Origin of the sequence: Streptomyces glaucosporus, from assembly GCF_039533345.1 — a bacterium.
Lineage (GTDB): Bacteria > Actinomycetota > Actinomycetes > Streptomycetales > Streptomycetaceae > Streptomyces > Streptomyces glaucosporus.
This window is the reverse complement of sequence record NZ_BAAATJ010000008.1, coordinates 1-22,065: the sequence shown is the minus strand read 5'-3', so window position 1 is coordinate 22,065 and position 22,065 is coordinate 1. Positions and strand designations below refer to the sequence as shown.

19 protein-coding genes and 1 rRNA gene are annotated in these 22,065 nt (G+C 72.3%); 8 read left to right on the top strand and 12 right to left on the bottom strand.

What is annotated here, in order from left to right; translation table 11 throughout:
- Positions 1-381: 381 nt before the first annotated feature.
- Both ABD358_RS11250 and ABD358_RS11245 read right to left on the bottom strand, forming a co-directional pair.
- On the bottom strand, positions 382-1,068 hold the full coding sequence (locus ABD358_RS11250) for an HAD family hydrolase (RefSeq protein ID WP_344630788.1): 687 nt from the start codon (positions 1,066-1,068) through the stop codon (positions 382-384).
- A 57-nt stretch (positions 1,069-1,125) separates the two neighbouring features.
- Positions 1,126-1,641, bottom strand: coding sequence for a DUF6912 family protein (locus ABD358_RS11245; protein WP_344630787.1), 516 nt, complete (start codon positions 1,639-1,641; stop codon positions 1,126-1,128).
- A 300-nt stretch (positions 1,642-1,941) separates the two neighbouring features.
- Here ABD358_RS11245 and ABD358_RS11240 point away from each other — a divergent pair, with 300 nt between their 5' ends.
- Entirely contained in the window at positions 1,942-2,367 is a 426-nt protein-coding gene (locus tag ABD358_RS11240; RefSeq protein WP_344630786.1) for an Rv3235 family protein, read from the top strand.
- A 92-nt stretch (positions 2,368-2,459) separates the two neighbouring features.
- On the opposite strand, the gene secA is transcribed toward ABD358_RS11240, so the two are convergent.
- Positions 2,460-5,294, bottom strand: coding sequence for a preprotein translocase subunit SecA (gene secA / locus ABD358_RS11235; protein WP_344630785.1), 2,835 nt, complete (start codon positions 5,292-5,294; stop codon positions 2,460-2,462).
- A 190-nt stretch (positions 5,295-5,484) separates the two neighbouring features.
- Here secA and ABD358_RS11230 point away from each other — a divergent pair, with 190 nt between their 5' ends.
- Together ABD358_RS11230 and ABD358_RS11225 are read left to right on the top strand one after the other, a co-directional pair.
- Positions 5,485-6,066, top strand: a complete 582-nt coding sequence (locus tag ABD358_RS11230) for a GNAT family N-acetyltransferase (protein WP_344630784.1) — start codon at positions 5,485-5,487, stop codon at positions 6,064-6,066.
- A 95-nt stretch (positions 6,067-6,161) separates the two neighbouring features.
- Positions 6,162-7,343, top strand: coding sequence for a winged helix-turn-helix domain-containing protein (locus tag ABD358_RS11225; RefSeq protein WP_344630783.1), 1,182 nt, complete (start codon positions 6,162-6,164; stop codon positions 7,341-7,343).
- Positions 7,344-7,407: 64 nt separating this feature from the next.
- Here ABD358_RS11225 and ABD358_RS11220 read toward each other — a convergent pair whose 3' ends face one another.
- From ABD358_RS11220 to mtnA, 7 genes are all read right to left on the bottom strand, one after another.
- Entirely contained in the window at positions 7,408-8,157 is a 750-nt protein-coding gene (locus ABD358_RS11220) for a response regulator (RefSeq protein WP_344630782.1), read from the bottom strand.
- Positions 8,158-8,308: 151 nt separating this feature from the next.
- A complete protein-coding gene (gene hpf, locus ABD358_RS11215; RefSeq protein WP_344630781.1) occupies positions 8,309-9,013 on the bottom strand; it encodes a ribosome hibernation-promoting factor, HPF/YfiA family in 705 nt (234 codons plus the stop codon).
- Positions 9,014-9,357: 344 nt separating this feature from the next.
- Positions 9,358-10,104 (bottom strand): ComF family protein, encoded by a 747-nt coding sequence (locus ABD358_RS11210; RefSeq protein WP_344630780.1) that lies wholly within the window; start codon positions 10,102-10,104, stop codon positions 9,358-9,360.
- Positions 10,105-10,114: 10 nt separating this feature from the next.
- On the bottom strand, positions 10,115-11,983 hold the full coding sequence (locus ABD358_RS11205; RefSeq protein WP_344630779.1) for an LpqB family beta-propeller domain-containing protein: 1,869 nt from the start codon (positions 11,981-11,983) through the stop codon (positions 10,115-10,117).
- Complete coding sequence (gene mtrB, locus ABD358_RS11200; protein ID WP_425576299.1) at positions 11,976-13,865, bottom strand: MtrAB system histidine kinase MtrB; 1,890 nt, start codon at positions 13,863-13,865, stop codon at positions 11,976-11,978. Before mtrB ends, ABD358_RS11205 begins: the two co-directional genes overlap by 8 nt.
- A 1-nt stretch (position 13,866) precedes the next feature.
- A complete protein-coding gene (gene mtrA / locus ABD358_RS11195) occupies positions 13,867-14,544 on the bottom strand; it encodes a two-component system response regulator MtrA (RefSeq protein WP_031510767.1) in 678 nt (225 codons plus the stop codon).
- Entirely contained in the window at positions 14,541-15,731 is a 1,191-nt protein-coding gene (gene mtnA / locus ABD358_RS11190; protein ID WP_344630778.1) for an S-methyl-5-thioribose-1-phosphate isomerase, read from the bottom strand. The genes mtrA and mtnA overlap by 4 nt, the downstream gene beginning before the upstream one ends.
- A 150-nt stretch (positions 15,732-15,881) precedes the next feature.
- Here mtnA and ABD358_RS11185 point away from each other — a divergent pair, with 150 nt between their 5' ends.
- The 5 genes from ABD358_RS11185 to ABD358_RS11165 are packed head-to-tail and all read left to right on the top strand — an operon-like array spanning position 15,882 to position 21,355.
- Positions 15,882-17,114, top strand: a complete 1,233-nt coding sequence (locus tag ABD358_RS11185; protein WP_344630777.1) for a DUF7847 domain-containing protein — start codon at positions 15,882-15,884, stop codon at positions 17,112-17,114.
- A gap of 1 nt (position 17,115) precedes the next feature.
- Complete coding sequence (locus tag ABD358_RS11180; protein WP_425576298.1) at positions 17,116-17,844, top strand: DUF4129 domain-containing protein; 729 nt, start codon at positions 17,116-17,118, stop codon at positions 17,842-17,844.
- Positions 17,841-19,064 (top strand): DUF4350 domain-containing protein, encoded by a 1,224-nt coding sequence (locus ABD358_RS11175; protein WP_344630776.1) that lies wholly within the window; start codon positions 17,841-17,843, stop codon positions 19,062-19,064. The genes ABD358_RS11180 and ABD358_RS11175 overlap by 4 nt, the downstream gene beginning before the upstream one ends.
- Positions 19,061-20,026 carry an AAA family ATPase gene (locus ABD358_RS11170; RefSeq protein ID WP_344630775.1) on the top strand — a complete coding sequence of 322 codons (966 nt, stop codon included), beginning with the start codon at positions 19,061-19,063 and terminating at the stop codon, positions 20,024-20,026. The genes ABD358_RS11175 and ABD358_RS11170 overlap by 4 nt, the downstream gene beginning before the upstream one ends.
- An 18-nt stretch (positions 20,027-20,044) precedes the next feature.
- Entirely contained in the window at positions 20,045-21,355 is a 1,311-nt protein-coding gene (locus ABD358_RS11165) for a DUF58 domain-containing protein (RefSeq protein WP_344630774.1), read from the top strand.
- 23 nt (positions 21,356-21,378) lie between these two features.
- Here ABD358_RS11165 and ABD358_RS11160 read toward each other — a convergent pair whose 3' ends face one another.
- On the bottom strand, positions 21,379-21,885 hold the full coding sequence (locus tag ABD358_RS11160) for a GNAT family N-acetyltransferase (RefSeq protein WP_344630773.1): 507 nt from the start codon (positions 21,883-21,885) through the stop codon (positions 21,379-21,381).
- Between the two features lie 90 nt (positions 21,886-21,975).
- Positions 21,976-22,065, bottom strand: a 5S ribosomal RNA gene (gene rrf, locus ABD358_RS11155); the annotation flags it as partial.

Sequence of the window (22,065 nt, the reverse complement as noted above, 5' to 3'; positions counted from 1 at the left end):
CTCAGTGTCCGCCGGAGCGGGGCGTCATGCCGGTGGGAAGCGTGATCGGTGACGGCCCGGGCGCTGTCGCACGGGCGGCTCGGAGCGGAGGCGGCACTGCCTTCCGCGGTCACCACACTGATCACGTGGTCAGGCTATCGCCCTGCCCTGGAGGGACGCTCTGCTCCGGTCCCCAAAAAAGGAGCGCCGAGTTGGCCATAGTGGACAGCAACCGGGCGGTCCCGCCGGACGTTCCGCACGCGGCGGCCTCGCCGTCCGCGCCGGCGGCGGGCCCGGGTCCCCGGTCCCGCGCGGGCCCGTGCGGTCTCGCGGCGCCTCGGCACGGCGGCCGGACCGGCCGCCTCGCGTCCCTCCCCGGTGTCCGCGGGCCCGCGGCCCGCCTCACCCCGCCGCCGCCTCCTCGACCACGCGCCGGGCCGTCTCGACGGCCTCGGCGAGGCTGTCGACCACCGGCACCCCCGCCGCCTCCAGGCTGGCACGGCTGTGCGAGCCGCCGGTGTACAGCACGGCTCTCGCGCCCACGTGGGCCGCGGCCACCGCGTCGTCCACCGCGTCGCCCACCACCACGGTACGGCGCGGGTCGAAACCGTCGAGCGCCGCCACGTGCGCCGCCATCTGCCGGGCCTTGCCCTGCCTGGGCCCGTCGAGGCGGCTGCCGTCCACCCGGACGAAGTGCTCCTCGATGCCGTGGCGGCGCACCAGCGGCAGCAGGTGGTCGTGCGGGGCGAGGGAGCACAGCGACTGCGTCGAGCCCGCCCCCCGCCAGTCGGCGAGCAGTTCCGCGGCTCCCTCGGCGAGGCCCGCGTTCTCGGCGCGCTCGAAGTAGTGCCGGTGGAAGACCGCGTCCATCTCGGCCCACTCCTCCTCCGTGGGCGGCCGTCCCATCAGCCGCTCGTAGAAGCGCGGCACCGGCACGCAGTACAGCTCCCGGTAGCGCGCGGCCGTGATGGGCGGCAGCCCGATCTCGGCGAAGGCGGCGTTGCTGGCGTCGACGACCGCGTCGATGTCGTGCAGCAGCGTTCCGTTCCAGTCCCACACGATGTGGGCTCTCCCCGTCCCCGAATCCATGACCACGACGGTACGGCCCCGCGGTGACATCCGGGGAGGGGCTGCCGGGAACACCCGTCAGCCGAGCTCCTCCAGGAGGTTGCCGATCTCCTGGGTGGCGTACCACAGCAGATCGTGGTCGTCCGCCCCGTCCACGACGAACTGGGCGTCGCCGTCGCCCTGGTCGGCCGCGCCCAGCGCGTCCGCCGCCGCGGCGACGTCCCTCTCGGCGTCCCTGCCGTCGATGTGCACGGCGGCGGCCCTGGCGAGCGGGACGGGCCGCTCGATGCGCACCTCGCCGAGGGCGGACGGGTCCAGGCTCCGGTCCGGGTCGGCGACCGCCTCGCGGTCGGGCACGTCCGCGGCCACCACCACCCGCAGCCGCGGGGCGTCCGGGTCGGCGGCCAGCCGCCGCAGCGAAGCCTGTGCGGCCCGGCCGAGCGCGGCGTACTCCAGTTCCTCGATGTCGTCCGAGACGTACCACTCGCGCAGCCCGGGCGTGACCGCGTAGGCGGTCAGGGGGCCTGGGCCCAGCTCACCTTTCCGGTGCGCGTCCGCGAGGCCGGGCAGGGTCAGGGGTACATAGACGCGCATCGCTACCGCTTTCGTGTAAGGCCGGTCCGACTGCTCCGACAGCATACGGCGGACGAAGCGCCCCCACCGCCTCCGGTCCCGCCCCGCCGCGCCCCGCCCCACGCCGCGGCACCACAGGTCAGGGGCACCGCGCGTCAGCCTCCGTGTCCATTTCCTCCGGATAGGTGAACTGCCCGGAGGACGCCACGGCCGGTCGGCGGTCGTTGCCGCCCCGGGAACGTCCCAGTAGAACCAGTACGAAAGCTACCGCTTAGTACGCACCGCGCCGTGCCGGTGCGTGGAGAGCAACGGGGAGACACCATGTCCACCACCAGCCGTACCGCTCCGCCCCAGCGCAGGGACTCCCGCCGACCGGCCCACTCGGCCGTGCTCGCCGCCCGGCGGCGCGAACGCGACCGACTGCCCCACTACTGGTTCGCGCACCGCCTGGTGCTCGTCCTCAGCGGCCAGCGACCGGTCCACCTGCTGCTCGGCCACACCCGCGGCGAGGCCTACGAGCAACTGGCCCGGCTCGCCCCGCACACCCCGCTGCGCCCGCCGGCGAACGGTCCGGCCCCCGTGGTGCGGGAGGTCGGCTGGGCCGAGCCCCGCCCCGGTGCGGTCGAGGCGTTCGCCCGCGTCTGGGCCGGGGACCGGCTCCGCGCCCTGGCCTTCCGCCTGGAACGGGGCCGCGACCAGCGCTGGAAGTGCTCCGCCGTCGAACTCGACACGGTGCCCCGGCGGTGAACCGGGCGGCCCCGGCGCTGTCCGCAGGCCCCGCGGACACGCCGGGGCCGGGCCCCCGGAGGGAACCCGGCCCCGGCACGGCGATCACCGTGTCACTTCTTGCGGCGACGGCCCTTCTGCGCCTTGCGGCGCTCGGCGCGCGTCAGACCGTCCGCGGGGGAGCGGACCGGGCCGCCCTCGCCGTCGCTGGAGAACTCGCCCTCGATGACACCGCCCGCACCGGCCTCGCCGTCCACCGCCGGCGCGGAGAAGTGCAGCCGGTCCGGCCGCTGCGGGGCGTCGAGGCCCTTGGCGCGGATCGCCGGACGGGCCCCGGCCGGCACCGCCGCCTCCTCGGGCTCCTTCTCCAGCGAGGGCGCGGGACCGGCCTCCTCGACCGGCACCTCCTCGACCTGCTGCTCGACCTGGACCTCCAGGTTGAACAGGTAGCCGACGGACTCCTCCTTGATGCCCTCCATCATCGCGACGAACATGTCGTAGCCCTCGCGCTGGTACTCCACCAGCGGGTCGCGCTGCGCCATGGCGCGCAGACCGATGCCCTCCTGGAGGTAGTCCATCTCGTAGAGGTGCTCGCGCCACTTGCGGTCGAGCACGGAGAGCACCACGCGACGCTCCAGCTCACGCATGATCTCCGGGCCGAGCTGCTTCTCGCGCTCCTCGTACCGCTCGTGGATGTCGTCCTTGATGGCCTCCGCGATGAACTCCGCGGTGAGTGCCTCCCGGCCCCCGGCGGCCTCCTCCAGGTCCTCGATGGTGACCGTCACCGGGTAGAGCTGCTTGAAAGCGCCCCACAGCCGCTCCAGGTCCCACTCCTCGGCGAAGCCCTCGACCGTCTCGGCCTGGATGTAGGCGTCGATGGTGTCGTCCATGAAGTGGACGATCTGCTCGCGCAGGTCCTCGCCCTCCAGGACGCGGTGGCGCTCGCCGTAGATGACCTCGCGCTGCCGGTTGAGGACCTCGTCGTACTTCAGGACGTTCTTGCGGATCTCGAAGTTCTGCTGCTCGACCTGCGACTGCGCCGAGGCGATGGCACGGGTGACCATCTTGTTCTCGATCGGGACGTCGTCGGGCACGTTGGCCATGGACATCACACGCTCGACCATCTGCGCCTTGAACAGCCGCATCAGGTCGTCGCCGAGCGAGAGGTAGAAGCGGGACTCGCCCGGGTCGCCCTGGCGGCCGGAACGGCCGCGGAGCTGGTTGTCGATACGGCGCGACTCGTGCCGCTCGGTGCCCAGGACGTACAGACCGCCCAGCTCGGCGACCTCGTCGTGCTCCGCCGCGACCGCCTGCTCGGCGCGCTCCAGGGCCGCGGGCAGGGCCGCCGCCCACTCCTCGGCGTTCTCCACCGGGTCCAGGCCCTTGGCGCGCAGCTCCGCCTCGGCGATGTTGTTCGGGTTGCCGCCGAGCATGATGTCCGTACCGCGGCCGGCCATGTTCGTGGCGACCGTCACTGCGCCCTTGCGTCCCGCCTGGGCGACGATCGCGGCCTCGCGCTCGTGGTTCTTGGCGTTGAGCACCTCGTGCGGCACGCCGCGCTTCTTGAGCTGCTGCGACAGGTACTCGGACTTCTCGACCGAGGTGGTGCCCACCAGGACCGGCTGGCCCTTCTTGTGCCGCTCGACGATGTCCTCGACGACCGCCTCGAACTTCGCCACCTCGGTGCGGTAGATCAGGTCGGGCTGGTCCTTGCGGACCATCGGGCGGTGCGTCGGGATCGGGACCACGCCCAGCTTGTAGATCTGCTGGAACTCGGCGGCCTCGGTCATGGCCGTACCGGTCATGCCCGACAGCTTGTCGTAGAGGCGGAAGAAGTTCTGGAGGGTGATCGTGGCGAGCGTCTGGTTCTCGTCCTTGATCTCCACCCCCTCCTTCGCCTCGATCGCCTGGTGCATGCCCTCGTTGTAGCGGCGGCCCGCGAGGATACGGCCGGTGTGCTCGTCGACGATCATGACTTCGCCGTTCAGGACGACGTAGTCCTTGTCCTTCTTGTAGAGCTCCTTGGCCTTGATGGCGTTGTTGAGGTAGCCCACCAGCGGGGTGTTGACCGACTCGTAGAGGTTGTCGATGCCCAGCCAGTCCTCGACCTTGGCGACGCCCGACTCGTGGATGGCGACCGTGCGCTTCTTCTCGTCGACGTCGTAGTCGCCGGTCTCGGGCTGCTGCCTGAGCGGGTTGGCGGGCTCGCCGCGCTCCAGCCTCCGCACCAGCTTGGCGAAGTCGCTGTACCACTTGGTGGCCTGGTCGGCCGGGCCGGAGATGATCAGCGGCGTGCGCGCCTCGTCGATCAGGATCGAGTCGACCTCGTCGACGATCGCGAAGTTGTGGCCGCGCTGCACCAGTTCGTCCTTCGACCACGCCATGTTGTCGCGCAGGTAGTCGAAGCCGAACTCGTTGTTGGTGCCGTACGTGATGTCGCAGGCGTACTGCTCGCGGCGCTGCGCCGGGCTCATGTTGGCCACGATGCAGCCGACCGACAGGCCCAGGAACTTGTGGACCCGGCCCATCAGCTCGGAGTCGCGCTGTGCCAGGTAGTCGTTGACCGTGATGAGGTGCACGCCCTTGCCGGAGAGCGCGTTGAGGTACGCGGGCAGGGTGCCGACGAGGGTCTTTCCCTCACCGGTCTTCATCTCGGCGACGTAGCCCAGGTGCAGCGCGGCGCCGCCCATGATCTGCACGTCGTAGTGGCGCTGGCCGAGCACGCGCTTGGCCGCCTCGCGGACCGTCGCGAAAGCCTCGGGAAGCAGGTCGTCCAAGGTCTCGCCGTCGGCGAGGCGCTCCTTGTACTCGTCCGTGAGCGCCCTCAGCTCGGCGTCGGAGAGGTTGACGAAATCCTCTTCGATCGACGACACCTGGTCCGCGATGCGGTGCAGCTTGCGCAGGATCTTCCCTTCACCTGCACGCATGATCTTGCCGAAGACGGACACGTAGGCTGGCTCCTTGCCGGTCGGGCCTGGCACGGGTCTGGTGCGCTGGCACGGCGGGCCTCATCCCTTGCTCTCGGACCTGCCGCACCGGCCATCGTATGCGAGGGGCACCGGCCCCTGTACCCCCCAACGTGCCGGAGGCTCGGAAGGTGCCGGATCCGCCCGATCGGATGACCGGCAGAATCCCCCCATGCGACCAGTGACCCTCCACACCGAACGCCTGCTGCTGCGCCCCTTCGAACCGCGGGACGTCCCCGCCGTCCACGCCGCCTGCCAGGACCCGGACATCCTGCGCTGGACCGCCCTGCCCGAGCCGTACGAGCGGCGGCACGCGCAGGACTTCGTGTCCGTCGTCGCCCCGGCCGGCTGGCGCGAGGACAGCGCCTACACCTTCGGCGTCTTCACCCGGGACGGAGAACTGGTCGGCGCGATGGGACTGGTGCGGATCACACCGCCGGGCCCGGAGGGGCGCCTGGCGGAACTGGGCTACTGGACGGCCCGGGAGCAGCGGGGCCGCGGTCACACCGTGGAGGCCGCGCGGGCGGTGACCGACTGGGCCTTCACGGAGCTGGGCGTGGAGCGCCTGGAGTGGTTCGCCGAGGTGGGGAACACCGGGTCCCGGGCCGTGGCGGAGCGGCTGGGCTTCGTCATGGAGGGCACCCTGCGGGCGCGGATACCGTTCCGCGGCACCCGGCGGGACTCGTGGGTGGCGTCGCTGCTCCCCTCGGACCAGGGGCGGCCGGCGACCGTGCCGTACCTGCCCGCTCCGTAGGCGGCCGCGGCTCGGGGGACGGGCCGGGAAGGGGACGGCGGACTCCCGGCCGATACCCGTCGCCCGCTGTCGGTGGCAGCCTCTATCGTCGGCGCATGACCACCGCCGCGTACTCCCTCTCCGCCGACGAAGCCCGCCGGATCGCCCTGCGCGCGCAGGGGTTGCTGGGCGCCCCCGACCGCCGGGCCGGGGTGCGGGGCGTGCTGCGCCGGCTGGGGGCCGTGCAGCTGGACACCATCTCGGTGCTGGCTCGCTCCCACGAACTGGTGCCGTACGCGCGGCTGGGCGCGGTCGGCCGCGACGCGGTGGAGGCCGCGTACTGGTCGGGGGACGGCGCCTTCGAGTACTGGTCGCACGCCGCGTGCGTCCTGCCGATCGAGGAGTGGCCGCACTTCGCCTTCCGGCGCCGGGCGAACCGGGCGAAGGGCCACCGCTGGCACCGGCTGGAGGACTCCGAGCGCTCCTGTGCCACCGTACGGGACCGGCTGAAGACCGACGGCCCGCTGACCGCCACCGAGCTGGGCGGCGCGAAGAACGGCGGCGAGTGGTACGACTGGTCCGAGACGAAGATCGCGGTGGAGTGGCTGCTCGACACCGGCGAGGTCGTCTGCACCCGGCGGCGCGGCTGGAAGCGCGTGTACGACCTGGCCGAGCGGGCCATCCCCGGTGAACTGCTCCACGACGACCTGGACGACCGGGAGTGCCTGCGCCGGCTGGTCTCCCAGGCCGGGGCGGCGATGGGCGTCGCCACCCGCGCCGACCTCGCCGACTACCACCGGCTGAAGGGCGAGCAGGTCGACGCCGTGGTGGCGGACACGGGCCTGGTGCCGGTGGAGGTCGAGGGCTGGGGCAGACCGGCCTGGGCGGACCCGGCGGCGCTGGAGGCCGAGTCGTCGGCGTCCCCGGCGGGCCGCCGGGGACGGCACCGCACGACGCTGCTGTCGCCGTTCGACTCGCTGATCTGGGACCGCAGGCGCACCGAGCGGATCTTCGGCTTCACCCACCGGCTGGAGGCGTACGTGCCCCGGGCCAAGCGGATACACGGCTACTTCGCGATGCCGCTCCTGTCGGGAGGGCGGTTGCTGGGCAGGGTCGACCCGGCCCGTGAGGGCCGGACCCTGGTGGCCCGGCAGGTGTCGGTGGCGGGACGCGAAGCGGTGGAGCCGATGGCGAGGGCTCTGCGGGAGGCGGCGGGCTGGGTGGGCTGCGACGCGGTCCGCGTCGAACGCTGCGACGACCGGGAGTCGGCCGCCGCCCTCGCCGCGGCCCTCGTCTGAGCCCCGGCTCCCGGCCGGCGGAGAACCCGCCTCGTCCGCCCCGGGTCCCATCCGGTCCCGGAGCTCACCTGATCTCGAGGATCTTCTCCCGCATCGCGTAGACCACCGCTTCCATCCGCGAGTGGAGCTGGAGCTTCTCCAGGATGTTGCGGACGTGGTTCTTCACCGTGTTCTCGCTGATGAAGAGCTCCTTGGCGATGTCCCGGTTGTTCATGCCGGTGGCGACGAGTTTGAGCACCTCCAGCTCCCGGTCGGTGAGGCGGGGCGCGGGCACCAGCCGCTTCTCGTCGGTGCGCTGGATCATCGACTTGAACTCGGTCAGCAGCTTCGCCGCCATCGACGGGCTGATCTGGGACTGCCCGTCGGCCACCGCGCGGATCGCGGTGGAGACCTCGTCGGTGGAGATCTCCTTGAGCAGGTAGCCGGTGGCCCCCGCCTTGATGGCGTCGTAGAGGTCGGCCTCCTCGTCGCTGATCGTCAACATGATGATCTTCGCGCTGGGGGCCACCTCCTTGATCGAGGTGCAGGCCTCGATGCCGCCGCGCCGGGGCATCCGCACATCCATCAGAACGATGTCGGGCAGCAGGTCGGCGGCCTTCTCCACGGCCTCGGCACCGTCGGCCGCCTCGCCGACGACCTCGATGTCCTCCTCCTGCGCCAGGACGATCTCCAGTCCGCGCCGGAAGAGGGCGTGGTCGTCGACCACCAGGACCCGGATGGGTTCCTTGCGCGTTCCGTCTTCCCGCGCGTCCGCGGGGGCGGCGCTGCCGCCGTCGTGCGCGCCGGACCTCACGGGCCCGAAGCTGTCCGCCATCGTTCCTCCCCCTGCAGGCCAGGCTACGCGTCACCAACCGGCCGGTGCGGCGGTCCGGTTGGGCGTGAGGCCATGATTCCATGCCCCCGCCCCCGGCCGGATTCCTCGTTCGGCTGGGGGCGGGGGTGGTTCACGGTGTCAGCGGCTGATATCAGCCACCGAGGGTGCCCCCGGCGCCGCGCGGCGGCTCCTCGGCGAACGGATCGGGTTCCAGATGGATGACGCCGTAGTCGTAGCCGTGCCGCCGGTAGACGACGCTCGGCAACTTGGTCTCGGAGTCGACGAACAGATAGAAGTCATGCCCGACCAGCTCCATCTCGTACAGGGCCTGGTCCAGCGACATCGGGGCCGCGGTGTGGGTCTTCTCGCGTACGACCAGCGGCCCTTCCCCCTGGATCTCCAGCGGTCCGATCCTGGTGGTGGGCGGCTTCTCCTCTTCCGCCGTCCGCCGGGGTCCCAGGGTGCCGTCCTCGCCGACGCGCGCCGCGTTCGGGACGGTCACGGCCACGTCGCGCGCCGGGATCCGGTTGTGGCCGTTCCCCCGCCGCGCGCAGACCCGCTTGTCGTGCTGCTTGCGCAGCCGCGTTTCCAGCTTCTCCGTGGCCAGATCCAGCGCCGCATACGGGTCGGCCGCGGACGCCTCGGCACGGATCACCGGCCCCCTGGAGCGCAGGGTGATCTCCACCCGGTCGCTGCGGTCGGCCTGGCGGGGGTTGGGCTCCTTGGTCACCTCGACGTCGAGACGGATCGCCTTGGCATCGATCTTCTGGATCTTCTCCAGCTTGAGCTTGTCGACCACGTGCTTGCGGAATCGCTCCGGCACCTCTGTCTTACGGCCCTTGACGACGATGTCCACGCAGAACTCCGTTCCCGGGCGGTTCCGCGGAACAGGGGGCGGAACTCGCCCTTTGTGCACTGAGTCCGGATGGTGTCGGTCACATACGGTCACCGTCCGGCGCTACGTCGGGTTGCGACTTTCACCTCCTCCTCCCTGTCCGGGGGGATCACCATCTCCCCCCTGCGGAGAGAATGGCCAGCAAAGCCGGGCAAACGCCTGATAGCGCACATGTCCCGCTGTACGGAACAGCTTTCGCCATTCCTCACAACCGAAGCTACCCCCACCGGGGGAAGCTCGGCACCCCCTACCGGCACTTACCTCCGATCGGGTGTATCCCGCCTCTGTAACCGCAACGAGAGTTCTCAAACACCGGTTCCGCGCCGGCCGGCGCCGCCCCGCTCCCCGGCTGTCCGGAAAACACCGGCCTCCGTCACCGCGACCACCGCCGCGCCGACCACCCGGCCGCCCGCCCCGGTCAGCGCCCGTGCCGCTTCCGCGAGCGAGGCGCCCGTGGTCACCAGATCGTCCACCACGATCACCGGCCCCTGTGCCGCCAGACGCCCGGCGCCGGCCGCGGTGCCCAGCGCACCGGCCAGATTGGCCGACCGCCGCGAGGCCGTCAGTCCCGCCTGGTCCTCGACGGAACGCCGCTGGCGCAGCACGGGGAGCACCCGCGCGGGCCGCCCGGCGCGTCTGAGCTCCGCGGCGGCGGCCAGGGCCGTGCGCCGCACCGGGTCGTGGCCGCGCGCCGCCACCGCCCGGCGCGCGGACGGCACCGGCACCAGCAGCAGCGGTCCGTCGGCCGCGGCCGCTCCCGCGGCGTCCGCCGCCGCCCGCACGGACCGGGCCAGGACGAACCCCAGCGGGGCAGCCAGCCACAGCGCACCGCGTTCCTTGTGCGCGAGGAGCACGGCCCGCGCCTCGTCGGCGTACGGCAGGGACGCGTACACCGCCGGCGCCTCCACGGCCACCGGGGGGCGTACCCGCCGCGCCTCCGCCCCGTACAGCACCTCCCGGCACCGCTCGCACAGGCCGGTGCGCGGTGCTCCGCACCCGGCGCAGTCGGCCGGCAGCACCAGATCGGCCAGTTCCCGCCACCATCCCCGCATGGGGGGATGCCTACCCCGGGTAGACCGGCATCGACCCCTTGTCCGTGACCAGTTCCCAGTCCCCGTCGCGGGAGAGCCGGGCGATGCCCTCGCTGGTGCGGGCCAGCAGCGGCTTCTCCTCGTCCTCCGAGGCCGCCACCCCCGTCACCTCGTTGAGGCCGGGCAGCGCGGACGGGCTCGCCGGCGAACCGTCCGTCGCCGTGTACCGGAGCTGCTGCACGCCCCCCGCCTCCCGGCCGACGACCACCAGCCTGCTGTCCCCCGCCCAGGACACGTCCGTCACGTTCTCCATCTGCGGTGCGATCGGCCGCAGGGCCTCCACCGTCGCCCTGGACCCCCCGTCGGCCCCGCTCCGCTCGATGCGCCCGAGCTGCAGCGTCGTACGACCGTCCGCACTGACCAGCAGAGCCATCCGCACACCGTCCGAGGAGACCCTCAGCGCCTCGATGCGGCCCTCGCCGAGGCCGATCACCTCGACCTCCTCCGGCTCCTCCTGGCCCCTGCGCAACCGCAGCAGCCCGGGCCCGTCCGGGGCGCGGTCGGCCACCCACAGATCACCCAGCCCGTCCCAGCTCGGAGCCGTCAGTCCGTCCACCTCCCGTTCCGCCTCGCTGACCACCACGGGATCGCCGAGCCCGGTGTCCCCGGTCAGCGGGGCGACGTACAGCATCCGGCCGTCCAGCGACACACCCGCGCCGCGCTGCTCGTCCCGGCTCACCGCGACCGGCCCCAGCCGGATCTGCCCGGAGCTGAACGGCCCGTCGACCGGGACGGCCCGGTCGGCGCCCTCCACCACCGTGGCCAGCCGGTTCTCGCCGTCGACGAAGTACCCGTCGCCCATGTCGCCGTTCAGCCGCCCCGGCATGTACGCCTCGGCCTTCTCACGGCTCTGCGCGCACAGCTCCTCACCGCCCCGGCCGGCCGTCAGCCTGACGCGGTTGACCTTGCTCGACACCTGGTCGGCCACCGTGTGCATCACCTGCGCGGCCATCCGGTCGCAGCGGGCGTTCCCCGCCGGGATCGGCCGCTCGCGGTCCCCCTCCGTCCCCCTGGTCAGGGGGACGGTCAGCGTGCCGGAGTCGTCCGGGGAGAGCCGCACACCGTCGGCCAGCCGCACGTCGTGGGGGAAGGCGGACTCCACCACGGGCGCCAGCCAGCCGGTCGGCCCGTCCAGCAGGGCCCTGACCGCGTCCGTCACCGGGTCTATCCGCTCCCGGATGTAGACCGGATCGGCGACCAGGACGTCCCCGCCCCGCGCCACCGCGCCGGCGTCCGGACCCAGATCCGCGTAGTGGTACGTGTCGACCGGTTCGTAGTTGCGCTGGAAGTCGGACTCGGCCACCACCAGCCCGTCCGGCAGGCGGTCGATCCGCCACTGCCCGTCGACCTTGACCAGGTGGAACGTCTCCCGGTACGTCCCCTCCTCGGGCCGGTAGGAACGTTCGCCGTCCACCCGGGCGAGAGTGGAACCGGTCACCTCCAGCGTGGCGCCCCTGCTCTCCCGCTCGTCGAGGTCGTTGCGCGGCGAGAGCACGCTGGGCGCGTTGTCGAGCACCGTCGTACGGGCGAAGGGGTCCCATGCCCTCGCCGCGCCGTCGGTCAGGTACTCGCGGGCGGTCCTGAAGTCCGGCTCGTCGCTCGTCGTGGCCTCCAGGAAACCGCGGACGATCTCCCACGGCGACGCGCCGCTGCGCGGGCTCACCCCGAACACCCGCACCTGCGAGTCGGCGTCGGCACGGGGAGAGGGCTCCACCCGGCGCACCTCTCCCCTGTCGGGCATCGACGCGCACCCCGCGAGCAGCAGGACGGCGCCCAGCGCCGCCGCGGCCCCGCGGCGTCCCGGACGGCCCGTACGGCCTCCCCCGAGACGTTCAGCCATCCTGCCGTCCGCCATGCCGTCCGTACTCCTCGGTCGTCCGTGTGCGTGCCTGCGACCCGCTTCCCTCCGCGCCGTCCGCCTGCCGCGGCGGTGCTGCCGCCGTCCCGCGGTGCGGCTCCTCCGGCGCGGACGTCCCCGCCCCGCCGGACGGGGCGCCCGCCGCTCCGCGCCTGCGGCGGGAGTCCGCGGGCTCCAGGGGGATGGGGGAGCCGCGCAGAGGTCCGCCCGCGGTCTGCGGAATGGTCAGCCGGAACTGCGAGCCGCCGCCCGGCTCGCCCCAGGCCTGCAGCCAGCCGCCGTGCAGCCTGGCGTCCTCGACCGCGATGGACAGCCCCAGGCCGGTGCCGCCCGTGGTGCGGGCCCGGGCGGGGTCGGCGCGCCAGAACCGGTTGAAGACCCGGCCGGCCTCGCCCGGCTTGAGTCCCACGCCGTAGTCGCGCACGGCCACGGCGACCGCACCGTCCCCCGCGGCGAGCCGGACCACGATGTCCCGGCCCTCGCCGTGCTCGACGGCGTTGACCACGAGGTTGCGCAGCACGCGTTCGATGCGGCGGGCGTCGGCCTCCGCCACCACCGGCCGCTCGTCGCCGTACACCAGGAAACGGCTGCCCTTGCGCTCGGCGAGCGGCTCGGCCCCCTCCAGGACGCGCCTGACCACGTCGCGCAGGTCCGTCGGCTCGGCCTCCAGGGCGGCGGCCCCGGCGTCGAAGCGGCTGATCTCCAGCAGGTCGGCGAGCAGCGACTCGAAACGGTCGAGCTGGCCCAGCAGCAGCTCGGCGGAGCGCTTGGTCACCGGGTCGAACTCGTCGCGCGCCTCGTGGATGACGTCCGCCGCCATCCGCACCGTGGTCACCGGGGTGCGCAGCTCGTGCGAAACGTCCGACACGAAGCGCCGCTGCATCCGGGACAGCTCCTCCAGCTGCAGGATCTTCGACTGGAGGTTCTTGGCCATCTTGTTGAACGACTCGCCCAGTCGTGCGATGTCGTCCTCGCCGGTGACCTTCATCCGCTCCTGGAGACGCCCGGCGGCCAGCCGCTCGGAGATTCTGGCGGCCATCCGCACGGGCGTGACGACCTGGCGCACGACGAGCCAGGCGATGGCCCCGAGCAGCACCACCACGAAGACCCCGGCCGTGGCGAGGGTGCCCGCCACCAGGCTGAGGGACTTCTCCTCCTGGTTGAAGGGGAAGAGATAGTAGAGCTGGTAGGGGGCTCCATTGGGGTCGTTGAGCCGCTTCCCTATGATCAGCGCGGCCTCGGTCCGGCCGTCCTCCAGCACGATCCGGCCGTACTGCTCGTGGGTGTCCGGGCTCTGCTCCAGCGCCTCGCGCAGCTCCGGCGGCACGCTCTCCTCGTGCTGCACCGTGCCGGAGGCGCGCGGACCGTGCCTGCCGGTGCCTCCGTTGACGCCGAAGGTGCTCGCGTCCTCCTCGGAGCTGAGCGCAACCAGGTAGTAGACGCCCTGTCCGCCGCTGGCGAGCTGCGTCACCAGGTTGGTCAGCCAGATGCCGGTGTCCCGGACTCCCCGGTGGCCGTTCCCGGCCTCCCCCTCGGTCTCTCCGCCGACCGCTTCGTCGGCCATCCGCTCGGCCACCGCGAAGCCCCCCGCCGCCTGGCTCTGCGCCGCCTGCCGCTTGGCCTCCAGCAGCCCGCCGCGGACCTGCCCGATGACGACCAGACCGAGCACCAGGACGACGGCGAGCGACATCAGCAGGGTGGCGGCCACCACCCGCAACTGGATGTTGCGCCGCCACAGGCGTGCCACCGCCAGCAGCGGGCGTCGCACCCAGCGGACGAACATCCGGAAGACGGGACGCGCCCGGCTGCCCGTCGCCCCTTCGGACAGCAGCCCGTCGGGGAGGAAACGACCGCCGTGCCACATGTCAGCTGGGCCCGGCCTTGTACCCCACGCCGCGTACGGTCACCACGATCTCGGGCCGCTCCGGGTCCTTCTCCACCTTGGAGCGCAGCCGCTGCACATGGACGTTGACCAGACGGGTGTCCGCCGCGTGGCGATAGCCCCACACCTGCTCCAGCAGCACCTCACGGGTGAAGACCTGCCACGGCTTGCGGGCGAGGGCCACCAGCAGGTCGAACTCCAGGGGTGTCAGCGCGATCGACTGCCCGTCCCGCTTCACCGAGTGACCCGCCACGTCGATGACCAGGTCGCCGATGGTGAGCTGCTCGGGTGCGGGCTCCTCCGAGCGGCGCAGCCGCGCCCGGATCCGGGCCACCAGCTCCTTCGGCTTGAACGGTTTGACGACATAGTCGTCCGCACCGGACTCCAGCCCCACCACCACGTCGACGGTGTCGCTCTTGGCGGTGAGCATGACGATCGGCACCCCGGACTCGGCGCGGATCAGCCGGCACACCTCGATGCCGTCCCGGCCGGGCAGCATCAGGTCGAGCAGCACGAGGTCGGGCTTGGTCTCCCGGAAGGCGGCGAGCGCCTTGTCACCGTCCGACACGAACGACGGTTCAAAGCCTTCGCCGCGCAGCACGATGCCGAGCATCTCCGCCAGTGCGGTGTCGTCGTCGACGACCAGGACGCGTCCCTTCATGCCCCCATCATCCCATTACCCGATCGTGACTTTTCCGTGGGTGACGGTGACCGCGAGCACAGCTCGGCAAGGGCGTCCCCGGTGACCGGTGACACCACGCCACGCTCGGTGACGATCGCCGTGATCAACTCCGCCGGGGTGACGTCGAAGGCGGGGTTGTACGCCTGCGCGCCCAGCGGGGCCACCGGGATGCCGCTGCCCGCCTCGGTCCCGGCTCCCGGCGCGGACGGCGCGGCGAACTCCGTGATCTCGTGGCCCGGCCGCTGCTCCACCTCGATCGAGGCGCCGTCCGGCGTCCCGAGGTCCACCGTGGTCACGGGAGCCACCACCACGAACGGCACGTGGTGATAGCGGGCCAGCACCGCCAGCGGGTAGCTGCCCACCTTGTTCGCCACCGAGCCGTCGGCCGCGATCCGGTCCGCGCCGATCAGCACCGCGTCGACCTCTCCGGCCGCGAACAGCGAGCCGGCCGCGTTGTCCGTGAGCAGCGTGTACGCCATGCCCTCGCGAGCCGCCTCGTACGCCGTCAGCCTGGCGCCCTGGAGCAGCGGCCGGGTCTCGTCCACCCACAGCCTGCGCAGCTCCCCGGCACGGTGCGCGGCCCGCACCACCCCGAACGCCGTGCCTCCTCCACCGGACACCAGCGCGCCGGTGTTGCAGTGGGTGAGGATGCGATAACCGCCTCCGGTCAGCAGCTCTCCCAGCAACGCCAGGCCGTGCTCGGCCATCCGCTCGCTCGCCTCGGCGTCCTCCCGGTGCAGCGCCCGGGCCTCGGCGAGGGCCGCGGCGACCGCCTGCTCCTCGTCCGCGCCGCCCTCGACCGCGGACCGGTACGCCCGCTCGGCCCGCCGCACCCCGTACTCGAGGTTGACCGCGGTCGGCCGGGCGTGCCTGAGGTGTTCGGCGGCCTCGGTCACGTCGTACCCGCGGGCGGCGGCCAGCGCGACGCCGTACGCACCCGCCAGTCCCAGCAGCGGCGCTCCCCGCACCGCGAGCGAGCGGATCGCCTCCACCAGGGCCGGCACGTCCGTGCAGACGAGTTCGACCTCCTCGACGGGCAGCCGGGTCTGGTCGAGCAACACCACCACCGGCCCCTCCGGGGGCTCCTCCCAGCGCAGGGCGGGCACGGAGACCGCTGCGTCACCAGGGGCCAGCGCCGTGGCCCGATTCTCTGTCTGGTCAACCATTCGAACAGTCTGCCCCTTCTCTCAACCATCAGTCGAAGGCAGCCGGGAGCCGCAGGGGCCGCCCCGCTCGGCAGCGGCCCGTGGCACGATGGCTGCCAGACCAGCCGACACATCCCACGGACGGGCCGCGAGAACACGAGGTGAACTGCAGTGAGTGACTCTCCGGGCTGGGCCTCGCCCGGATCCTCCCCCTCCGATCCTCCCCCTGCCTCCGGGGGAAACGCATCCGGTGGCGACGCCGCCGGGCGGCCCTCCGACCAGCCGCCCGCGGGGCAGCAACCCACGAACTGGTCGGCGCAGCAACCGCCCCCGGCTCCTCAGGGCTGGGGTGCGCCTCCTCCCCCGCCTCCGGGGCAGCCCGGCTGGGGGGGCTGGGGCCGGCCGCCGGCCGCCAAGCCAGGGGTCATCCCGCTCCGCCCCCTGGGAATCGGCGAGATCCTCGACGGAGCGGTCTCCACCGCGCGCGCCCACTGGCGGACGGTCCTGGGCGTCTCCCTCGGCGTCGCGGTCGTGGTCCAACTCGTGTCCACCGTCGCCACCGGTCTCTGGCTCCGGGGGAACAGTGGCTTCGAGGCCATCCAGACCAAGGTCGAACCCACCACCGAGGAACTGCGGGACGCCCTCAGCGGCACGATGAGCGCCCTGGGTGTCGAGATGCTGGCCACCTTGGTCGGCACGGTCATCGCCACCGCGATGCTCACCATGGTGGTCAGCCGCGCCGTTCTGGGCCGTCCGGTCTCCCTCGGGGAGGCCTGGCGGGACTCGCGGCCGCAGCTTCTGCGCCTGCTCGGTCTCACCCTGCTGGTGGGCCTGATCGTGACCGCCGCGATCGTCGTGTGCGTCCTTCCCGGCCTCCTGCTGAGCCTGGCGGGCTCGGTACTGGCGGGCATAGGCCTCTTCTTCCTCGGAGGCCTCGGGGGTGTCGTGATCGCTGTCTGGCTCTGGGTCCGCTACTGCCTCTCCGCTCCCGCGCTGATGCTGGAGCGGCAGGGCGTGACGGCCGCCATGCGCCGCTCCGCCAAGCTCGTGCGGGGCTCCTGGTGGCGTGTCTTCGGCATCCAGATCCTCACGTTCGTGCTGGTCATGATGGTCGGAATGATCGTCCAGCTCCCCGCCTCCCTGCTGGCCCCGGTGCTCGGCGGCGGCGGTCTCGACAGCTTCGTCTCCGGGGAGCCCCTCGAGATGTCGTGGACGTACCTGGCCGTCATCGGTATCGGCGCGGTACTCGCCTCCACCATCACCCTGCCACTGAGCGCGGGCGTCACCGCCCTCCTCTACATGGACCAGCGCATCCGCCGCGAGGCCCTCGACCTGGAGCTCGCCCGCGCCGCGGGCGTGTCCGGTCACGAGGGGCACCCCGGCGGCGCCGCACCGGGGAACTGATGTGCTGACGGGAGGCACGGGGAGCGGCGCGGCGTTCGGGGGAGCCCCGTTCGCCGCGCGCCCCGACGACGAGGCACCGGTGACGATCCCGCGCGGCCCGGCGCGCGAGGCCGCCGAGGACGAACTGTCCAGGCCGATGTACCACGAGAACGACCCGAGCCTGATGCGGCGCCTGCTCGACTGGGTGTGGGAGAAGGTCGGCGACATCCTCGACGCCGCTTCCGGAGCCACTCCCGGCGGCTGGGTCGGCCTCACCGCCGTCGCCGTGCTCGCCGTGCTGCTGCTGATCGCCCTGCGCCTCCGCATGGGCGCGCTGCGCCGGAGCCCCGGCACGGACGACCGGGGGGAGCTCTTCGGCGACCGTCCGCGCAGTGCCGCGGAGCACCGGGCCGCAGCGGAGCAGTACGCGGCCGGCAACCGCTGGAGCGAGGCCCTCCAGGAACGGATGCGGGCGATCGTCCGCTCCCTGGAGGAGCGCGCCCTGCTCGATCCGCGGCCCGGCCGCACCGCCGACGAGGCCGCCCGTGAGGCCGCCCGCGTCCTCCCCCGGCACACCGCGGCCCTGCGTGCCGCCGCCGTCGCGTTCGACGAGGTCACGTACGCCGGACGCCCGGCCGACCAAGCCGCGTACCTCCGGGTGCGCGACCTCGACGACGCCGTCGTCCGCAGCAAGCCCCGGCTCGACGGGGAACGGCTCAGTACTGCCGCCCAGGGTGGAGGCGCCCCGTGACGACCACTCCGTCCGCCGCTCCCGCGGCGACGACCTCGGTGTCCCCCACGTTCCGCCAGGTGTGGAACCGGGCCAGGGGCCTGCTGCTGGCAGCGGCGGTCCTGGCACTGGCCGGCCTGGTCATCGCCGCCCTGCGCTCCGGCGAGCAGCACGGCCGGCTCGATCCCCGCTCCGCCGACCGCTATGGCAGCCGCGCCGCCGCCGAACTCCTCGCCGACCGCGGCGTGGAGACCACCGTCGCCACCACTCTCGCCGATGCGACCGCGGCGATGGGTCCCGACACCACACTGCTGGTAACCAACCCCGACCTGCTGAGCGCCCGCCAGCAGTCGGCGCTGCGCGCCGCCACGTCCGGCAGCGGCGGCCGTACCGTCCTGCTCGCTCCCGGCCCCGCCTCGCTGGACACCCTGGCGCCCGATGTCCGCGCCGTGGAGCCCACGTCCGTGCGGCCTCTCCAGCCGTCCTGCGATGCCCCCTACGCCCGGCGGGCGGGGGACGTCGAGCTCGGCGGCATCACCTACACCACCTCCGCTCCCACCGTCGAAGCCTGCTACCCCAGCGGCGAGTTGCCCACGCTCCTCCGGCTGCCGGACGACTCCGGCGGCGACGCCGTACTGCTCGGCGCCCCGGACCTGCTCTACAACGACCGTCTCGACGAACACGGCAACGCCTCGCTCGCTCTGCAGCTCCTCGGCTCCCGCCCCCATCTGGTCTGGTACCTCCCCTCCCTCGACGACGCCTCCGCCGGTGACGGCGGCGACCAGAGCTTCTTCGATCTCATTCCTCCGGGCTGGAAGTGGGGGACGCTCCAACTCGCCGTCGCCGCGGCCCTCGCCGCCCTGTGGCGAGCCCGGCGGCTCGGCCCCCTCGTTCCGGAACGGCTGCCTGTGGTCGTTCCGGCTTCCGAGGCCACCGAAGGCCGCGCCCGTCTCTACCGTCAGGCGAACGCACGCGACCGCGCCGCCGACGAGCTGCGCTCTGCCACCCGTACCCGGCTCGCGCCGCTGCTCGGGGTGTCCGCCTCACGAGCCCACGACCCCGAAGTCCTGTGCCCGGCCGTCGCCGCCCACCTCGGCGGTGACGACGCACCCCGCCTGTACGCCCTCCTCTTCGGGCCGGCCCCCACCGACGACGGAGCGCTCGTCCGGCTGGCCGATGAACTCGATTCCCTCGAACACCGCATCACCCCGTCACCGAGAGACAAGGACCGCACTCCGTGAGCGCCCCCTCCGCAGACAGCGCCCGTGCCGCCCTCGAAGCCGTGCGCAGTGAGATCTCCAAGGCCGTGGTCGGTCAGGACGCCGCCGTGACAGGGCTCGTCGTGGCTCTGCTCTGCCGTGGCCACGTACTGCTGGAGGGCGTGCCCGGCGTCGCCAAGACCCTTCTCGTCCGTGCCCTGGCCGCCACTCTCGAACTCGACACCAAGCGCGTCCAGTTCACCCCGGACCTGATGCCGAGCGATGTCACCGGCTCGCTCATCTACGACAACCGCACGGCGGAGTTCTCCTTCCAGCCCGGTCCTGTCTTCACCAATCTCCTCCTCGCCGACGAGATCAACCGCACCCCGCCCAAGACCCAGGCATCCCTGCTGGAGGCCATGGAGGAACGACAGGTCTCGGTCGAGGGCACCGCTCGCAAGCTCCCCGATCCCTTCCTGGTGGCCGCCACCCAGAACCCTGTCGAGTACGAGGGCACCTATCCTCTTCCCGAGGCCCAGCTCGACCGTTTCCTGCTCAAGCTGCAGATTCCGCTGCCGTCGAGGGAGGAGGAGGTCAAGGTCCTCGCCCGGCATGCCGAGGGGTTCGATCCCCGTGATCTCGTGGCGGCCGGTGTGCGGCGCGTCGCCGGTCCCGCCGAACTCGACGCGGCGCGAACCGCGGTCGCCAAGACGTCCGTCTCGCCCGAGGTCGCCGGCTACATCGTCGACGTCTGCCGTGCCACCCGTGAATCCCCCTCGCTCTCCCTGGGCGCCTCCCCTCGCGGTGCCACCGCACTGCTCGCCACTGCCCGTGCCTGGGCCTGGCTCACCGGACGCGACTACGTCACCCCGGATGACGTGAAGGCCCTGGCTCTGCCCACCCTGCGCCACCGCGTCCAGCTGCGGCCCGAAGCCGAGATGGAGGGCGTCACCGCGGACAGCGTGATCTCCTCGATCCTTGCCCATGTCCCCGTTCCCCGCTGAGACGGCGTGAACTGACCGATGGCCATCACCGGACGAACAGCTCTGATCGCCGCTCTCGGCGCGCTCCTCGTCGGCTTCCTGCTTCCCGGCTGGACCGGCCTGCTCGCCGTCGAACTCCCCCTGCTACTCGCAATCCTGTACGACCTGGGGCGAGCGGCACCAGTCCGAAAGCTCCTTTTCACCCGTTCCGGTGATACATCAGTTCGACTCGGTGATTCCGCCCAGGTGCAGCTCACCGTCACCAACCCCTCGGGGCGCCGACTCCGGGCCGATCTCCGCGACGCCTGGCCTCCCAGCGCCTGGCTTCCGGGCGCGGAAGTCGCCTCTTCCCGGCACCGGTTGACCGTCCCCCCGGGCGAACGGCGCCGCGTCACCACCTTCCTGCACCCGACCCGCCGGGGCGATCACCGGGCCGCCCGCGTCACCGTGCGCTCCTACGGCCCTCTCGGGCTCGCCGCCCGCCAGGGAAGCCACTCCGTGCCCTGGACCGTACGGGTCCTGCCGCCCTTCACCAGCCGCAAGCACTTGCCCGCGCGGCTCTCCCGCCTCCGTGAACTCGACGGACGCACCAGCGTTCTCACCCGGGGCGAGGGCACCGAGTTCGACAGTCTCCGCGAATACATTCCCGGGGACGACACCCGCTCCATCGACTGGCGCGCCACCGCCCGTCAGAGCACCGTCGCCGTCCGAACCTGGCGGCCCGAACGCGATCGCCGCATCCTGACCGTCCTCGACACCGGCCGGACCTCGGCCGGCCGTGTCGGCGACATTCCGCGCCTGGATGCCGCGATGGACGCCGCCCTGCTGCTGGCCGCGCTGGCCGCCCGCGCCGGCGACCGCTTCGATCTCCTGGCCTACGACCGCCAGGTGCGCACCGCCGTTCAGGGCCGCACCGCCCACGACCTGCTGCCCGCCCTGGTCTCGGCGATGGCCCCCCTCGAATCGGCGCTGATCGAGTCCGACGCCCGGGGCATGGCCTCCGCCGTTCTGCGCAACGCCTCCCAGCGCTCGCTGGTGGTCCTGCTCACCGGCCTCGATCCCTCTCCTGTGGAGGAGGGACTGTTGCCGGTGCTTCCCCTGCTCACCCAGCGCCACACCGTCGTGGTGGCCTCGGTCGCGGATCCGCGTATCGAGGAGATGGCCTCCGCCCGCGGAACCCTCGACAACGTCTACGCGGCCGCCGCCGCGGCCCGGACGCAGGCCGAACGCCGCCACACCGCGGCCCGGCTCCGCCGTCATGGGGTGACGGTCGTGGACGCCACCCCCATGGAGCTGGCTCCTGCTCTGGCCGACACCTACCTCGCTCTCAAGGCCGCCGGCCGGCTCTGAATCCTCTGGAGCTCCTCAGCCGCTCACCGTGAAGCCCGGAGCAGCTCCATCTCGTAATCGGGATCCGAGGAGCAGGAGTCGGTGCCGCCTGTGGCCTGGAAGCCCTGACGTCGGTAGAAGGCTGCGGCCCGGTGATTGTTCTCGTGCACGTACAACCGGATGCCCCGCACCTCCGGACGCGCCCAGGACCATTCGCGGGCCGCTTCGAAGAGCTGTGCCGCCAGTCCCGTCCCACGGTGCTCGGGCCGCATGTAGACACCGACCAGCTGTGTCCGGTCACCTTCGACCAGAACGGTCAGCATCCCACCCCACTGCCCGTCGGCGGCCTCGCCGACGAACGTCGCCTTGTCCTCCTGACGCTCGCCCTCAGCTGCTCTCTGCTGCCAGGTGCTGTCCGGATACGCGACGGCTTTTTCATAGCGTTCGAGGAATGCCACCGGTGCAATGGGGTCGGCAAGAGCTTCCAGCCTGAGTTCCTTGATGCGGCGCCATTCATCGGCCCGCGCGATTCTGACTGTGTACATCGCCATCCGGCGATACTGACACCAGAACCGTTGTCCCCACAACGCAAAAATGCCGTGGTCCCCGGGACGAAATCCCGGGGACCACGGCAACGAATTGTTCGGCGGCGACCTACTCTCCCACACGGTCCCCCGTGCAGTACCATCGGCGCTGGAGAGCTTAGCTTCCGGGTTCGGAATGTAACCGGG

Coding starts and splice junctions, on each gene's coding strand:
- ABD358_RS11250 (WP_344630788.1), bottom strand. CDS start 1,068: ATGGATTCGGGGACGGGGAGAGCCCACATCGTGTGGGACTGGAACGGA.
- ABD358_RS11245 (WP_344630787.1), bottom strand. CDS start 1,641: ATGCGCGTCTATGTACCCCTGACCCTGCCCGGCCTCGCGGACGCGCAC.
- ABD358_RS11240 (WP_344630786.1), top strand. CDS start 1,942: ATGTCCACCACCAGCCGTACCGCTCCGCCCCAGCGCAGGGACTCCCGC.
- ABD358_RS11230 (WP_344630784.1), top strand. CDS start 5,485: ATGCGACCAGTGACCCTCCACACCGAACGCCTGCTGCTGCGCCCCTTC.
- ABD358_RS11225 (WP_344630783.1), top strand. CDS start 6,162: ATGACCACCGCCGCGTACTCCCTCTCCGCCGACGAAGCCCGCCGGATC.
- ABD358_RS11220 (WP_344630782.1), bottom strand. CDS start 8,157: ATGGCGGACAGCTTCGGGCCCGTGAGGTCCGGCGCGCACGACGGCGGC.
- ABD358_RS11210 (WP_344630780.1), bottom strand. CDS start 10,104: ATGCGGGGATGGTGGCGGGAACTGGCCGATCTGGTGCTGCCGGCCGAC.
- ABD358_RS11205 (WP_344630779.1), bottom strand. CDS start 11,983: ATGGCTGAACGTCTCGGGGGAGGCCGTACGGGCCGTCCGGGACGCCGC.
- mtrB (WP_425576299.1), bottom strand. CDS start 13,865: ATGTGGCACGGCGGTCGTTTCCTCCCCGACGGGCTGCTGTCCGAAGGG.
- mtrA (WP_031510767.1), bottom strand. CDS start 14,544: ATGAAGGGACGCGTCCTGGTCGTCGACGACGACACCGCACTGGCGGAG.
- mtnA (WP_344630778.1), bottom strand. CDS start 15,731: ATGGTTGACCAGACAGAGAATCGGGCCACGGCGCTGGCCCCTGGTGAC.
- ABD358_RS11165 (WP_344630774.1), top strand. CDS start 20,045: ATGGCCATCACCGGACGAACAGCTCTGATCGCCGCTCTCGGCGCGCTC.
- ABD358_RS11160 (WP_344630773.1), bottom strand. CDS start 21,885: ATGGCGATGTACACAGTCAGAATCGCGCGGGCCGATGAATGGCGCCGC.